The sequence below is a fragment of the Psychrobacter faecalis genome (assembly GCF_016107575.1).
Taxonomy (GTDB): domain Bacteria; phylum Pseudomonadota; class Gammaproteobacteria; order Pseudomonadales; family Moraxellaceae; genus Psychrobacter; species Psychrobacter faecalis.
This window is the reverse complement of the sequence record NZ_JABAST010000006.1, coordinates 1-14,528: the sequence shown is the minus strand read 5'-3', so window position 1 is coordinate 14,528 and position 14,528 is coordinate 1. Positions and strand designations below refer to the sequence as shown.

The following is a 14,528-nucleotide window of genomic DNA, read 5'->3' as shown; positions in this document are numbered from 1 at the left end:
GAGCAAGAAAAAGTTATACCAGTAGCAATGGCTATTAATATAATAGAAAAGCGCTAAGCCGCAGGCAAATGATAATAGCGTTGCCATAAATTTTGATAGCGCTGGGCTTCTTGCTGCCATTTTTGCTCATTCCAGCCGAGCTCTTGCTGACATATCTGCTTCAGTCTAGCGCTAATTAACGGCGTCATTGCCCCATTCGGTAGGATTAAACCCAAGCGCGTACGCCGCAGTAATAAATCATCTAAATGCATGACTTGCTCATGGCGCGCGGCAAAACGGATCTCTGCCCAAATGGTATTGCTGTCGGTGACATAAGCCAAATCATCTTCATGCGCAAGCTCAAGTAAAGTATCAAGCTGGCGACCGTAAAACCCTTGTAAGCGTTGTTGTAGAGCTTTTGGTAAAGTAAAAAATTTAGGATTGGTTGGCGCGGTATTGCTAAAAACGTGATCATCATTTAAGGTTTGCTTTTGAATGACAGACTTATCAAGGGTGAGCACTTCTTGACACTTTTCAAGGACATCTAAAGCAATAAGGCGAAAGGTTGTTAGCTTGCCGCCGCTAACGGTGACGAGGTTATTGTCGAGCCACACGCTGTGGTCGCGCTTTTCTTTACTGGGGCTGACGCGTTTGCCATCGCCGCCTTCTGATATCAGCGGACGCACACCTGCCCACGTACTGATGACATCTTTTCGGTTAAGCTTGACATCATTAAACAGTTCGTTAGTCGCCGTTAATAGATAATCGACCTCTTCATTCGTGATGCCGACCTCGCTATCGTCCAAAGGTGGATGATCCAAATCAGTGGTGCCAAGTACCGTACGATTTTCCCACGGAAAGACAAATACCGCTCTTTTATCGACAGGATGCAAAAAGGTATAGGCTTGCTCGATCGGCAAACGCTCTTTGCTCACGACCAAATGACTGCCGCGTGACGGACGGATTTGCTTATGGAAGCTTTGTTCGGTTTGCTTACTGGCTTGCATCCGTAAAGTATCCGCCCAAGCACCAGTCGCGCTGACCACCACTTTGGCGTAAACATTGTAACTTTCAGCATTGCTTTGAACATTATTTTGAGCATTGTCCTCAGAAGAAGTGTCTTTTAGTGTTGCGCCTACTACCAAGCCTTGTTCATTGGTAATCAACGTTTCGGCTTTTAGGTAATTAATCGCCTGCGCGCCGTCGTGAATCGCCTCAGCAAGGACGCGCATCACCAGCCGCGAGTCATCGGTCACCGCATCGCTAAATTGACTGGCACCCAAAAATTTGTCTTGTTTGATATTTGGGTTCAGGCTAAGAAAGGCATCTTTTTTAAAGTACTTAGAGTAGCGCTTGCCCGCCAGTCCATCGTAAACGCGTAATAAAATTTTAAATATCCATGGCGGCGGAAACTTGCCTTTATAATGCGGCATGATGTAGTGCATTTCATTCACAAGGCCGCTTGCTTCACTGAGCATACGCTCACGCTCGCGCACGCTCAGCAAGGTGGTTTTATAATCACCCGAGGCAATGTAGCGCAATCCGCCATGTACCATCTTGCTTGAACGGCTGGAGGTGCCCCAAGCAAAGTCTTTTTGTTCGATTAACAATACTGCTAAGCCGCGCCGTGCCGCTTCGCGCGCAATCCCAGCGCCAGTAATGCCGCCACCGATGATAAGCATGTCCCAAGGTTTTACTTGAGACGAGCCACAAGATAAAGGCGCTAATGCTTGTTGGCGTTGCTTGGTTTGAGTCATATCTCACTCTTCTTAATTTGTTTATTACTTCTCAAGCAATACACCTGGGTTCATACGCTGTTCAGGGTCTAGGCTTTTGAGCATATCATGGGTTACTTGCATGCCAAGCTTTCCTTTTTCGACGGCAAGATACGGCGCATGATCACGGCCAACGCCGTGTTGATGCGAGATGGTCGCTTTACCATGAGCAAGGCTAACACTGGCAGCATGTTTAATTTTTTGCCAGCGCTGTAAGGTAGTCGCATGGTCTTTTGCCGCGCGGAAAAAGTAGGTGGTATAAAGGCTCGCACCTTGCTTATAGACGTGTGAGATATGGGTAAAGGCCATGACCTCCTCGCTTTCCTCTGTTAAAGAGGTTCTCACCGCTTCTTGCATCTGCTGCATCTGCTCGTCGATACTATTCCAATTAGTAGCAGTTTCAAAGGTATCGACCATGATGCCTTTGTCCCATAAAGTGCCACGCAAATAAGGGAATTTAAAGCGCCCATGCGCCCAAACACTGCCCATGATATCAGTGATTTTACCCGTGACACTACCGTGCTGCTTTAACAGCTTATTAAACTGTGTCAGCGCCAATTTATTCTGCGCTTTATCGCCTGATACGCCGTAAGTGAGCATAACCTTATCTGAGCTTAGTCCGCGCGCTTTTAGATAGGTGCTAATGGCTAAAAATTGGCTCGGTGACGTGCCTAAATGCAGATGCGCATCAGTTTCGACGGCATTACTGAGACGTAACATAGATAAGCGAACATTTTTTTGCACCGCTTGTCTAAGCACTTCTTTACCTGCTTCCCAATTAGGCAGGAAAGCCACTTTAAACAGTTCTTCCTCAGGCTGCGGTTGTACACGCATTTTGACTGTCGTAAAAATACCAGCACGACCCTCAGTGCCCATCATCATCTCACGCAAATCAGGTCCTGCTGATGACGCTGGAATATCAGCGATATTAAGCACACCTTGCGGGGTAACGAGTGTACCGCCCGCAAATAGCTGTTCGATACGTCCGTAGCCCAATGACTGCTGACCACTAGAGCGCGCGGCAATCCAGCCGCCAAGGGTGGATAGCTCCCAAGACTGCGGATAATGGCCTAAACGGTAACCGTGCGCGTCCAATTGCGCTTCGACAGCTGGTCCTTGTGTACCCGCGCCAAAGGTTGCAATTTGGCTCTCAGTATCTAAGTCAAGCAGCTGATCCATCTTACTCATGGCGATGGTAAGGACTGGACGTGAGCCCTTTTGTGGGTTGATATGACCGGCCACGGAGGTGCCGCCACCAAAGGGAATGGCAATTAAGTCATGCTCGCTGGCTAGTGTTAATAAGCTTTCGACATCAGCGGTCGACTCTGGGAAAGCGACGCCATCAGGAAATACTTCAAAGTCGCCGCCATGCATCGCTATCCAATCAGGAAAACTTTGCCCGCGCGCGTGTCTGAGCCTCACTTCTTTATCAGTTGAGACGATATTAAGGTCGGTGAGCGCAGCAGGCAGGCGTGATTTTGGTACGGTGTTGAGTACCTGTTGTAAGCTCACAGAGGACAGTTTTTTGGTTTTACCGATATGTGATTTTATTAATTTTGCACCATGCGGCGAGACAGTTTTATTGATACTGACATTGCCCCAACCGTTCCAGCGCGTCTGCTCAATAGGCGTATTGGCAGTCGAATTAGTAGCCGTATTATTTTTTTGGATAGGTTCTAAATTATTATCAGTGTTTTTGGTAGCAGGAAAGTTGGTGGTTTTACGAATAAGAGATTTGATTATGCTCATAGGGACATACCTGTCGATTCGTTATCACAGTTTTTATACTAAAGGATTCGGTTGAAGCTGATTCAGTTTTTCTACTCAGCATAGATGAATGATTAGGCTCAGGGTTATCGTAAAAATCATACGATATTAAGCGCTTATGCCAATCACCAATCCTAAAGCAAACATATTTATCGTTTGAGCATAGCACAATATAAACAAATATTTCATATAGACTCGTCTTTTGTATAATAAAAATTTATGACTTTTATTTAGTAGCGGCATTATTGGGGTTCGCGTTGGCGTATTATTCTTATCAAGGCGTAATATCTCGCAAAAATCGTCAATAATTCACCATCTAATAGCCATTAATAGGCGCAAACTTGTTAAAATAGGGCACTAATTTTTTCTTGATGGACATCGATTTATGACCACTGCCGCTGCTATCCCTACTATCAAAGAAGATCGTATTCTTATTCTTGATTTTGGCTCGCAATATAGCCAACTGATTGCTCGCCGTGTACGCGACTCTGGCGTTTTTTGTGAGATGTTCCCTTATGATATCGACACCCAGCGCATCACGGACTTTGGCGCAAAGGGTGTCATCCTATCGGGCGGCCCTGAGAGCGTGCATGCTGAAAACAGTCCGCGTATCAATGACGCTGTGTTTGAGCTTGGTGTGCCAGTATTGGGCATTTGCTACGGTATGCAGGCAATGGCGGATCGTTTCGGCGGTAAAGTTCATGCCAGCGATATCCATGAATTTGGTGCCGCGACCATCAATGTCGATCGTCATTCAAAATTAACCGAAGGTATCGAAGACCACGTCAGTGAAGACAACGCGACCACGCTAAACGTTTGGATGAGTCATGGTGATAAAGTGATCGAAGCGCCGCAAGGCTTTGATATTATCGCCAGTACGCCGAGCTGTCCGATTGCCATTATGGCCAATGACGACAAGCAGTACTATGGTCTACAGTTCCACCCTGAAGTGACGCATACTTTACAAGGTCAAGCGTTATTGGGTCGTTTTGTCCATCAGATTTGCGACTGCGCCGGCGATTGGACGCCTGATAATATTATCGATATGCGCGTGGCACAGCTCAAAGAGCAAATCGGTGACAAACAAGTATTGCTCGGTTTATCCGGCGGTGTCGATAGCTCAGTGGTTGCCGCGCTATTGCATAAAGCCATTGGCGATCAGCTGACCTGTGTGTTCGTTGATAATGGTCTCTTGCGTTTGCACGAAGGCGATCAGGTGATGCAAGTGTTCGCTGAAAACATGGGTGTCAAAGTCATCCGTGTCGATGCCGAAGATTTATTCTTAAACGCCTTAGCAGGCGAGTCTGATCCCGAAGCCAAACGTAAAATCATCGGTAAAACCTTTATTGATGTGTTTGCCAATAGTGCCCGCGAAATCAGCGCACAAAGCGATGGCAAAACCATTGAGTTCCTAGCACAAGGGACGATTTACCCTGACGTGATTGAGTCCGCCAAATCGCACCAAGGTAAGGCGCACGTGATTAAGAGCCACCATAACGTTGGTGGTCTACCTGATGACTTGGCGTTTGAACTCGTTGAGCCATTACGCGATCTATTTAAAGATGAAGTGCGTAAACTTGGTATCACGCTTGGCCTACCAGAGAAGATGATTTACCGTCATCCGTTCCCAGGCCCAGGTCTAGGCGTGCGAATCCTTGGCGAAGTGAAAAAAGAATATGCTGATATCCTGCGCCTTGCCGATGCGATCTTTATGCAGGAGCTGGAGCGTTCGGGCTGGTATGACAAAACCGCGCAGGCCTTTGCAGTATTCCAACCGATCAAGTCTGTTGGCGTGGTCGGTGATGGTCGCCGCTATGCGTGGGTGATTGCGCTACGTGCGGTTGAGACCGTGGACTTTATGACCGCGCGCTTTGCCCATCTGCCGTATGATTTGATTGAGACAGTATCGAATCGCATCATGAATGAAATCGCTGATGTCTCACGCGTGACTTATGATGTGTCGAGTAAGCCGCCTGCGACGATTGAGTGGGAATAATTATTCATATGCTATGATTGTAATATCAACGCAAAGGAGTGATGGACTATGAAACTGGTTCATGTGGGACAAAACGAGTGGATGTTTGAAGATGACGTTAGCGATAAGTCGGCTGACAATAGATCAAATGCGCTTGGCGCTGGTAGAGCGCTTAATCTTAAAATAAAAGCCTTTGTAGATGCCGAGGTAAAAAGAGGTCGTGATATCAACGATATTATGAATGAAGTCATGACCAAATTTCAGCATGAAATTGTGCAAGACTTTGATGAGCAGCCGCCAACCTCATTCCAAGTGATACAGATGACGCTGGAAAAAGAAGGTTATGAAGTGGCTCGTGATATTGCTCAGTTTTTAGTATTAGAGAATATGAATGACCCTGATGCTTACTTTAACTTAGCATTTTTGTGTGAGCAGCATGATGACAGCTTTTTAGCACTATTGAGTAGCCGCGAATGTATGCGCCTATACTTAGAGTATTTCCCCAAAAACTTTAATTGGCAAAAAAGTAAGCTGCCATGGGGCATCATGGAGAACCGTCCCTTTTTGCGAGCGCTGTTTCAGCTGGCAAATGTCTATGCTGACAATATGAGCTTTGATGAAGCCTGCGAGCAGGGAGAAAGGCTGCTACAAGTTTGCCCTAATGACAACCTAGGTATGCGTGAAGCGCTGATAGAATGGTACATGTTTACCGAAGAGTATCAGAAAATAATTCGAATTTGCGACAACTATCCAGAGGATATGCTTGCAAATATCGCTTTCGGTAAGGTGCTGGCTTACTGTTATCAAGATAAATTAGATAAGGCTGAAAAAGAGTGGGATATCGCAAAAGATAACTTGCCTGAAGTGGCGCATGAAATTCTTAAAAAGCGTCATCCTAGACCACGCGGTATGGGTATCAATAGTTATGGTATCGAAATTGGTGGTAAAGAGCAGGCTTATCTCTACTGGCAAGATATGGGCGATTGGTGGGAAGAAAATACTACCGCTCAAACCCTGATTGAGAAAAAACGTGCTGAGAAAAAGAAGAAAAAATAATTTGATTTAGCGGCACTTCTCTTTAGTTAAAACACTCAACTTGGTTGGGTGTTTTTTATTTTAAACATAAAAGTTTTACTCGATAAGTTTTGCTTCGATAGCAGCAACTTTGTTTATTAACTTATTATTAAATTCTAAATGGCCTAAAGAGTAGTGAGCTTTTCGATGACAGGTAGGACATAACGCAATAACGTTTTGAGGTAAGTCCGCACCACCATCTGCCAATCTAGTTAGATGATGAACTTCCAGATAAGGTCCAGATTTAGTTTCAAATGGCGCTGTCTCATTACATCCCTCGCATAAACCATTAGCTCTTTTTTTAGCATACAGCTTAATTGCTGTACTACGGTTTTGAATAGATTGAATTTTTTCTTTAGTGCTTGCGTGGGTTGGTGTTGAACTTAAGGCAATCTCTCGTAATTGCTGTAATGACTTACCTTTACTAGGCTTAGTGATATAAACGGCTTTAGGGGCTTCAACTACTTTAGATGGCAGAGTTTGAGTTGTATCAATATTTTTAGTATTAACTATATCTAGATGAAAAACGATAGCGCCACGAAGCTCGCCATTTCTATCTGGCCGTTCTTCAATATGATGAAAAACATAATTACAATACCCTAAAAACCGTACAAAGCCTCGTGATGTTGATTCGAAAAGTAGAATTTCTTTATTGTTTTTTTGATGGTCATGAATTGCCAAATTACCTTTGGTCATTCTCATGTCGCCTTCTTGGCCTTCACCCGTATATTTAAAGGTGCCGTTAGGGTCAAAATCATCAATATAGCCATATTCGCCGCCAGCATCGCCGGTAAAAATAAATATATATGGATGCTCGGCTGGCGTTGCTATGCCACCATATTGTTGCCCTTTATATATACTGTGTATATCAGAACGACGGTTATAGATTTTTCCTATTTCAAACACTATGGCTTCCTTATTTTCTTATTAAGCTAATAGAGTTTACTATAGTTGATAAGTGTTTTTATGGTTCTTGCATTAAATCGCAATTTTTGGAGTTTATAAAATTCTATTATAAGATTTAAAAAAATAGCGGTGCTCTCCAAAGTGAAGAACACCGCCACTGCTTATAAAATTTAGCTGTTAACAATCTAAGCTTTAACCCCGCACATTCACCACATAACGCCCAACCGTCTGACTAGCCATAAAGCGATCTAAGTACTCAGGTGTTTGCTCAAGCGTAATCTCTTCAGCATACTTCTCTAAATTAGGTAGCTTCATATCGGTCGAGACGCGCTCCCAAATAGCCTTTTTATCAGCCAGGGGAATATAGACCGAATCGATACCGAGTAGGGACACCGCGCGAGTGATAAACGGCAATACCGTCATCGTAAATTCAGCGCCGCCCGCCAAGCCGCAAGAGGTCACTGCGCCGCCCGCTTTGGTTTGCTTTAGTAGGTTTGCCAGATAGTCGCCGCCGATGGTGTCAATAGCATTTGCCCATAGCTCGCGACCGACAGGTTTATCGCCGATCTCATTGATGGTATCACGATGACGGACTTCGCTTGCGCCAAGCGCTTTTAAATAGTCGCTTTGTTCAGGCTTGCCAGAAAAGGCGATGACCTCATAACCAAGCTGACTTAATATGGCGATGCTGATACTACCGACGCCGCCCGTTGCACCTGTCACCGCGACTGGACCGTCTTCAGGTTTTGCGCCCATTTTCTCAAGCTTTTGCACACTTAACGCTGCGGTCAGACCGCCCGTACCATAGATCATCGCTTCTTTTAGTGTGAGCGATGACGGGCATTCGACTGCCCAATCGGCAGGGATAGATATCATCTGAGCGAGGCCACCATCGGTATCCATGCCCAAATCATAGCCAAAGACCACGACTTCTTGGCCTTCGGAAAATGTGCCAGACTTATCGCTTACCACCACGCCTGCGGCATCAATACCGGGTGTGTGCGGGTATTGTTTGGTAATTCTTTTATTGCCGGATGCTGACATCGCGTCTTTGAAATTTAATGATGAATAATGGACTTCGATTAATAAATCATTTTCAGGCAAGTCACTGGCACTGCGCTGCTCAATACTTTTTTCAAATTCACCGTTGCTGGTTTCGTGAACCACTAAGGCTTTAAAGGTTTTGTTATTCGACATTGTCTGAATCCTTTTTTATTGCTTTTATAGTAAATGCTCTTTGCACAAGCAGCTTAAGCCTCAATCAATATCTTACCTTTTTTCTCCGATTGGACGTCTTCTGAAACCGCTTTTTGAATATCGTCTAAATTATAGATGCCGCCAGTAGGTAATTTTAGGATACCGCTTGAGGCACGCTCAATCAGCTCTTTAATTAAACGCTGTTTATCATCGGCGCTGATTTCTTGCATCAAATCGCTTGCCCAAAAGCCTTTAACTTTAGTCAAATTGAAAATAAGATTGCTTGGGTTTAGCATCAGTGGTTCGCCAGACACTGACCCCAATGACGCCATTGCGCCATGTTTACCGAGTAGGGACAGCAGCTCACCGCCTGATTTGCCGCCGACCGCATCGACCGCGCCGCTTATTTTGGCGTCACCAACGATTTTTTGTACTTGCTCTTTCCAGTCGTCATCATCGGTCACGATGTTATTTTCAGTGATACCAAGCTCGATAAGCTCTTGTTCTGACTCTTTACTGCGCACTAAATTAATCGTATTGATATGACGCTTAGGCGCCAGCATCGCCATCGATTCACCGACCGCTCCATTGGCGGCGTTTTGGATAAGCCATTGACCGGGCTTAATATTTAAAAATTCAATCAACAGCAACGCACTCATCGGCATGGCAATTAACTGGGCGGCCATTTCATCATCGATGGCGTCTGGAATAGGGATAAGGCTTTTTGCCGGAGCAACAAAATATTCCGCCCATGTGCCTGATACGCCAGACACGACGACACGCTGACCTTGTACAAAACCTTTGACTTCTTTACCTAACGCATCAATCGTACCAACCGCCTCAGAGCCACCAGTGGCAGGCAAAACAGGTTTATGACCGTATTCGCCTTTTATGGTCACGATGTCGTGATTGTGAATAGAGGACAGGATGGTTTTGATACGGACTTCGTTGTTTTTGGGTTCTGGGGTAGGGCTGTCGGTGATACTCAGTACTTCTGAAGGTTTGCCAAATTCGTTATAAGTTGCGCTACGCATGATGATTTCCTTTATTATTTTAATTCAATGTTGTAATTTTTAAGCGACGTCAATAGATAATTGCCCATCAACCTTAACAAGCGGGTCTTGCGAGCTGCAACCTGACTTTGGTAAAGGAACGTTGTTGCTATTTATCAAGATATTGCGCGGTAGGCTATAAGAGATAGGTTATAAAAAGTCGCCATAAAAAATGGCAGCACTCTTAATAAAGAACGCTGCCATTGTTAATAAAACGAAGGTTAGCTAAATAATAAATGAATAATAATTCAAGGTTTTAGCAGTACCTTACCTTTTTTGCCTGACTGCAATTTGCCATCGACCGCTTTTACGATGTCGGCCAAATCAAATACCGCTTCTACAGGCAGTTTTAATTGTCCGTCTACCGCTCTATCGATCAGCTCATTCACTAGGCGCTGCTTATTCTCCACACTCATCTCTTGACTGAGCTTACTGCCCCAAAAGCCTTTCATCACCGCTTGCTTGAAAATCATATGGGTCGGATTGATGACCATAGGTCTGCCCGACATCGCCCCAAAGGCGGCGAAGGTGCCACCATGACCGAGTAACGATAACAAATCGCCACTATTTTCACCGCCGACCGAATCCACCGCCGCACTGATTTTATCATTACCGACGATCGCTTTGACTTGCTCTTTCCAGTCATCATCTGAGGTGTTGATATTGTTTTTGATACCGAGAGTATCTAACTCTTTTATGGCATCGTCACTTCTTACCAGATTAATGGTTTTGACGCCGCGCGCCGCCGCTAGCATGGCAAGCGATTTACCAACGGCACCGTTGGCGGCATTATGAATAACCCATTGACCGCTTTCTACTTCTAAGAACTCTAATAGCATCAACGCACTCAGCGGCATGGCAATTAACTGCGCGGCCATTTCATCTTCTAAACTATCAGGGATAGGAAACACCATATCCGCTGATGCGACAAAATACTCTGCCCACGTTGCTTGTACACTGGCAGCCGCCACGCGTTGCCCGACTTTTAAGTCTTTAACTTCACTACCAACGGCATCAATAATACCTAACGCTTCGCTACCACCGATAGCCGGCATTTCAGGTTTAAAGCCATACTGACCGCGAATGGTAAGCAGGTCATGGTTATGGATGGAGGCGAGAATGGTTTTGACGCGCACTTCATTGGCTTTTGGCTCGGGGATAGGACGGTCGCCGAGGCTTAATACTTCAGTTGGTTTGCCAAAATGATCATAAGTTGCACTACGCATAATAAATCCTTTTTTTAATTGTTACGTTTTTTTCAAATGTTTTTGACAAGCGAATAAATTTGTAGCCATCAACAGTAGCAAACCCAGCTTGCTTATCGCAATATTACTTTGGTAAAGCAAAGTAGTCAGCGTTAAGTGAGCAGCATTTAGTTGGTTTCATTAATCATTAGCAGTTTGTTCTGTGGTTATTTGTTCTGCATGTGCCTGCTCTGGACTAATAACCTTAAAATCGTCATCTACTAAATTGGTCAGTAGCGGCTCCCCTTTATCATTAATCCGAAATAGCCCATATTCTGCTGCCTCAAATGCTTCGCCATGACCTTCTTGGAAGAAAAAAGCATTGGTCGCAAGCTGCATTACGCCGTTACGGATACGGTAGTGAAGCGCCATCTCATTAGAGGCTAGATTTCTAGGCTGATTAGCCGCTAAGCGCTTAAACTGTCCGACATTATGTTGGTCTAAAGCGACAATGACATAGCCTTGTTCGTTAATAGGATAGCTACCGGGGTCTTTATTTAAGGCGGCAAATACGTCACGCTCTAGCGCATAGCTGAGGGTCATATAGTCGCCCTGCATAAAGCCGCGTGGATCAACGGGTGCAAGCGCTAATAAAACCGTATCGCCAGTCGTCAGATGGGCTTCATATTTAATAATATTCCTCGTCATCACCACCAATACGAGCGCCAATCCAAGAAGGGCAATAATAATCGTGACTGCCGGTTTTTGTAGCCAATGGGTCTTTGATGTGGCTTTAAGCAAGCGCTTGGTCAAAATTTTATCATTCATGACAGCCGCTCCTGATGATCGTTAGCGCTTGATTTTATCTGCGCAAAATAGTTTTTGATAAGCAGCCAGCGCAGCAGCAGTAGTGCGTTACCGATGACCAGCATAGAGGCAGACTTGACCAATAAAGACGTATCGAGCTGATAGTAATACCAAAAGATATAACCGACCGAGGCGATAACGCCCAGTCCTAACAGCACGCGTTGGCTATTAGCAGTAGCAATGATAATAATCAAACTGGTGGCCAATAAGCCTGAGACATAAATAGACATTATCCCAAGTAGTACAATCGCAGCGCTAATGAGCAGTCCTGCTGTTGATCGCAATTTGACCTGATAGCGCTTTAAAATGAGATAAGCGGCATAAAGGCTGGCAAGCGTTAATAGCCCTTGGGACAGATAGTAGTTATGGCTAAAGGACTCACCGTAATTATCAAGGTTATTAAATCTATTGCCATATTCCGCAGCAATAAAATAGACGGAAACACTGAGTAAAATATAGGCGCTCGCATAGCCAATAGCATTACTAATATCAAAGAAGCTGGCGCGCCATTTGGTCGGAATAAAAGCAGCCAGCGTATAGCGCTGTAAATGAGTCACGCTAGTGATTAGCGCCAATAATCCTAAGCTGATTTCGGATAAGTGATAGTAATTTAATAAGTAAAACAGGCAGTTTAAAGCTAAGGTCGCGCTCAATAAACGATAGATAAAATTGGGAATGACAACCGTCATTAACAGTTGCACAAGGAGCAATAGCATTATATTGAGTGGCTCTGTAATCTCACTCGCCAGTAAAGCATAGGCGATATAACCTTGACCTGCTAGCGTAACTGCAAAAGCTAAGCTATTCCAAAAAGAACTATGGCGCAAGCGGGCGCTATAGAATAAGAATCCGCCAATGCCGCTTAATATGCCGCCAATAATAAATAGCGCTAGCGTACTATCCAGCAAACCGGTGTTGTCTAAAATTAAGGTCAAAAACCCGATAAAAAATAAACTGGCAAATACGCCATTAAAACCAAAAAGCAAACTGATAAACCACGGGCTAGGCGCTGCAGCTGCATTATTTAAAAGCTTATCATTGACGTTTTGTGCGTCGATGAATCCCTGCTGTTGTAATAGCAAAATCTCGGGCTGTTGCTTGTTATGATTGATATTATTCAGCTCATTATTCATCACTGTCTCCCTTAATAATAAAAGAGGTAGTGTCATCATTGTTGATATAAGCAACTTTGCGCAGCCACACAACTGCTGCCGAGCTCATGCCAATAAGTAGCAGGGCTAATAGCAGAAATCCACCCCCCTCAAAATCATCTAACAGCCATTTGCCGACCCAAAACATCACCACAATAATGATAGAAAACGACAAATAGGTCAGCATCAGTAAATCAAGACGGCGCTGATAAAACTGCCAAAGCATAAAGCCGCACCAGCCTAACCATACTATGGTAGCGATAAGCGTCGCCCAGATATTGCCATTATCAAAGACCGTGACAATCGCCAGATACGTCATAAAAAACGTGCTTAATAAACCGACGACATAAGTGCTCCAATGCAAGCTGGAATTGGTTTGAGCGCTGTTTATTTGAGCAGTGGATTTTTTAACGTTAATGCGATGAAACAGATAGGGAGTAGAAGAGGAAGTTTTATTATCGAAACCAATCAGCCAACTATAAAAGGCAATAAAATTAAATAGCGCAAGGATGGCTACTTGAGAGATGTTTTGCAGGCTATATTTAATAAATTGTAGATTTGCGACATCTAAATAGAGTACCAAGCAGGCATTGATTAAGCCTAACCACAGCAGCCAGAGCGCAGGGAAACGGGCGATAACTACCCAAGGTGTAATCAGTATCGCCCAAGCAAAGAAAAGCTGCCACGTATCAGCGCCTGTTTGATAGACCTGCCCAAATAGCGCCAATAAGCTACCGGTAATAATACTAGCGATAAGTAATAATAACTGCCGAATCAGTTGAAATTGTCGCCTAAAAGACAGTGCTACATAAAGCGCAATAGTGATCGTCAGCGCTCCTTCAACTAAAGCGAATTTGCCTATTTTGCCCAAGCTTTGCCAGTTATAGGCGATAAAGAACACAAGGGATAGTACCAGCGCCACCGTGCCAATAATCAGCAGCGCTTTATCAAAAAATATCAGCCAGGTGCGTTTGCTAGGATAGACTTCTAGGTGCGTTGCTGCCGCCTCGGTATTTTTAAGGGGAAGAAGACCTTGATGTAGCAACTGCTCGATAGTACGCCGTGCTTGGCTCATAGTCGCCTCTGATTAAAAACGGTTTGTAGCCTATCTTAGCTGTTTTTACGCTGGCATAATGTACTAAAGTTTATAAATTACCCCACTCTCAACTTCGAAAGTGATTGAAAAAAGAAGAGCACCTCACTAATCTATTGTTTTCGACCAAGAATACAATGGAGTTGTGAGATGCCCATAGACGAATTTATCATCAATATCTATTTAATGGTAGAGCAATATTACAAAATAGTCGTCACCAAACCCTTGCGAAGTGCAGGTTACGCGCCAAAGCTAAGTGATCCTGAGGTTATTTGCATGGAGATGGTCGGTGAATTTTTACACCTTGATCAAGACAAACAAATTTGGCAATACTTTTCCCAGCATTGGCAAGCCTGGTTTCCAGCCATCGGCTCATACCCTAACTTCGCAAAGCACTGCGCCAATCTGTGGCAAGTCAAACAGCAGATACAAGATAACGTCAGTCAAATTGAAGGCCGTGACAACATTCATTTTATGGACGGCTTTCCGATACCCGTCTGTCATTATG

Annotated in this window: 11 protein-coding genes and 1 pseudogene; 3 read left to right on the top strand and 9 right to left on the bottom strand. The window is 44.5% G+C overall.

Annotated elements, in window-relative coordinates; all coding sequences use genetic code 11:
* Window positions 1-53 precede the first annotated feature (53 nt).
* Window positions 54-1,736, bottom strand: coding sequence for a glycerol-3-phosphate dehydrogenase/oxidase (locus tag JFC07_RS03135; protein WP_193030385.1), 1,683 nt, complete (start codon window positions 1,734-1,736; stop codon window positions 54-56).
* Window positions 1,737-1,760: 24 nt separating this feature from the next.
* Entirely contained in the window at window positions 1,761-3,503 is a 1,743-nt protein-coding gene (locus tag JFC07_RS03130; RefSeq protein ID WP_198328099.1) for an FAD-binding oxidoreductase, read from the bottom strand.
* 403 nt (window positions 3,504-3,906) lie between these two features.
* On the opposite strand from JFC07_RS03130, the gene guaA reads away from it, so the two are divergent.
* Entirely contained in the window at window positions 3,907-5,517 is a 1,611-nt protein-coding gene (gene guaA / locus JFC07_RS03125) for a glutamine-hydrolyzing GMP synthase (protein ID WP_193030381.1), read from the top strand.
* 48 nt (window positions 5,518-5,565) lie between these two features.
* Window positions 5,566-6,552, top strand: a complete 987-nt coding sequence (locus tag JFC07_RS03120; protein ID WP_102076599.1) for a tetratricopeptide repeat protein — start codon at window positions 5,566-5,568, stop codon at window positions 6,550-6,552.
* Between the two features lie 75 nt (window positions 6,553-6,627).
* Here the strand turns inward: JFC07_RS03120 and JFC07_RS03115 are convergent, their stop codons facing one another.
* From JFC07_RS03115 to JFC07_RS03085, 7 genes are all read right to left on the bottom strand, one after another.
* The gene (locus JFC07_RS03115) at window positions 6,628-7,476 is read right to left on the bottom strand and encodes an HNH endonuclease (RefSeq protein WP_193030379.1); all 849 of its coding nucleotides are present in this window, start codon (window positions 7,474-7,476) and stop codon (window positions 6,628-6,630) included.
* Between the two features lie 192 nt (window positions 7,477-7,668).
* Window positions 7,669-8,673 (bottom strand): YhdH/YhfP family quinone oxidoreductase, encoded by a 1,005-nt coding sequence (locus JFC07_RS03110; RefSeq protein WP_193030377.1) that lies wholly within the window; start codon window positions 8,671-8,673, stop codon window positions 7,669-7,671.
* Window positions 8,674-8,726: 53 nt separating this feature from the next.
* Complete coding sequence (locus JFC07_RS03105; protein WP_198328098.1) at window positions 8,727-9,707, bottom strand: zinc-binding dehydrogenase; 981 nt, start codon at window positions 9,705-9,707, stop codon at window positions 8,727-8,729.
* A gap of 266 nt (window positions 9,708-9,973) precedes the next feature.
* Window positions 9,974-10,951, bottom strand: a complete 978-nt coding sequence (locus JFC07_RS03100; RefSeq protein ID WP_193030373.1) for a zinc-binding dehydrogenase — start codon at window positions 10,949-10,951, stop codon at window positions 9,974-9,976.
* Window positions 10,952-11,110: 159 nt separating this feature from the next.
* On the bottom strand, window positions 11,111-11,737 hold the full coding sequence (locus tag JFC07_RS03095) for a GDYXXLXY domain-containing protein (RefSeq protein ID WP_198328097.1): 627 nt from the start codon (window positions 11,735-11,737) through the stop codon (window positions 11,111-11,113).
* A complete protein-coding gene (locus tag JFC07_RS03090; protein WP_193030369.1) occupies window positions 11,734-12,909 on the bottom strand; it encodes a DUF4401 domain-containing protein in 1,176 nt (391 codons plus the stop codon). Before JFC07_RS03090 ends, JFC07_RS03095 begins: the two co-directional genes overlap by 4 nt.
* Window positions 12,902-14,002 carry a DUF2157 domain-containing protein gene (locus JFC07_RS03085; RefSeq protein ID WP_193030367.1) on the bottom strand — a complete coding sequence of 367 codons (1,101 nt, stop codon included), beginning with the start codon at window positions 14,000-14,002 and terminating at the stop codon, window positions 12,902-12,904. Before JFC07_RS03085 ends, JFC07_RS03090 begins: the two co-directional genes overlap by 8 nt.
* Window positions 14,003-14,170: 168 nt before the next feature.
* Here JFC07_RS03085 and JFC07_RS03080 point away from each other — a divergent pair.
* Window positions 14,171-14,528: pseudogene (locus tag JFC07_RS03080) on the top strand (IS982-like element ISPsma1 family transposase); the annotation flags it as partial.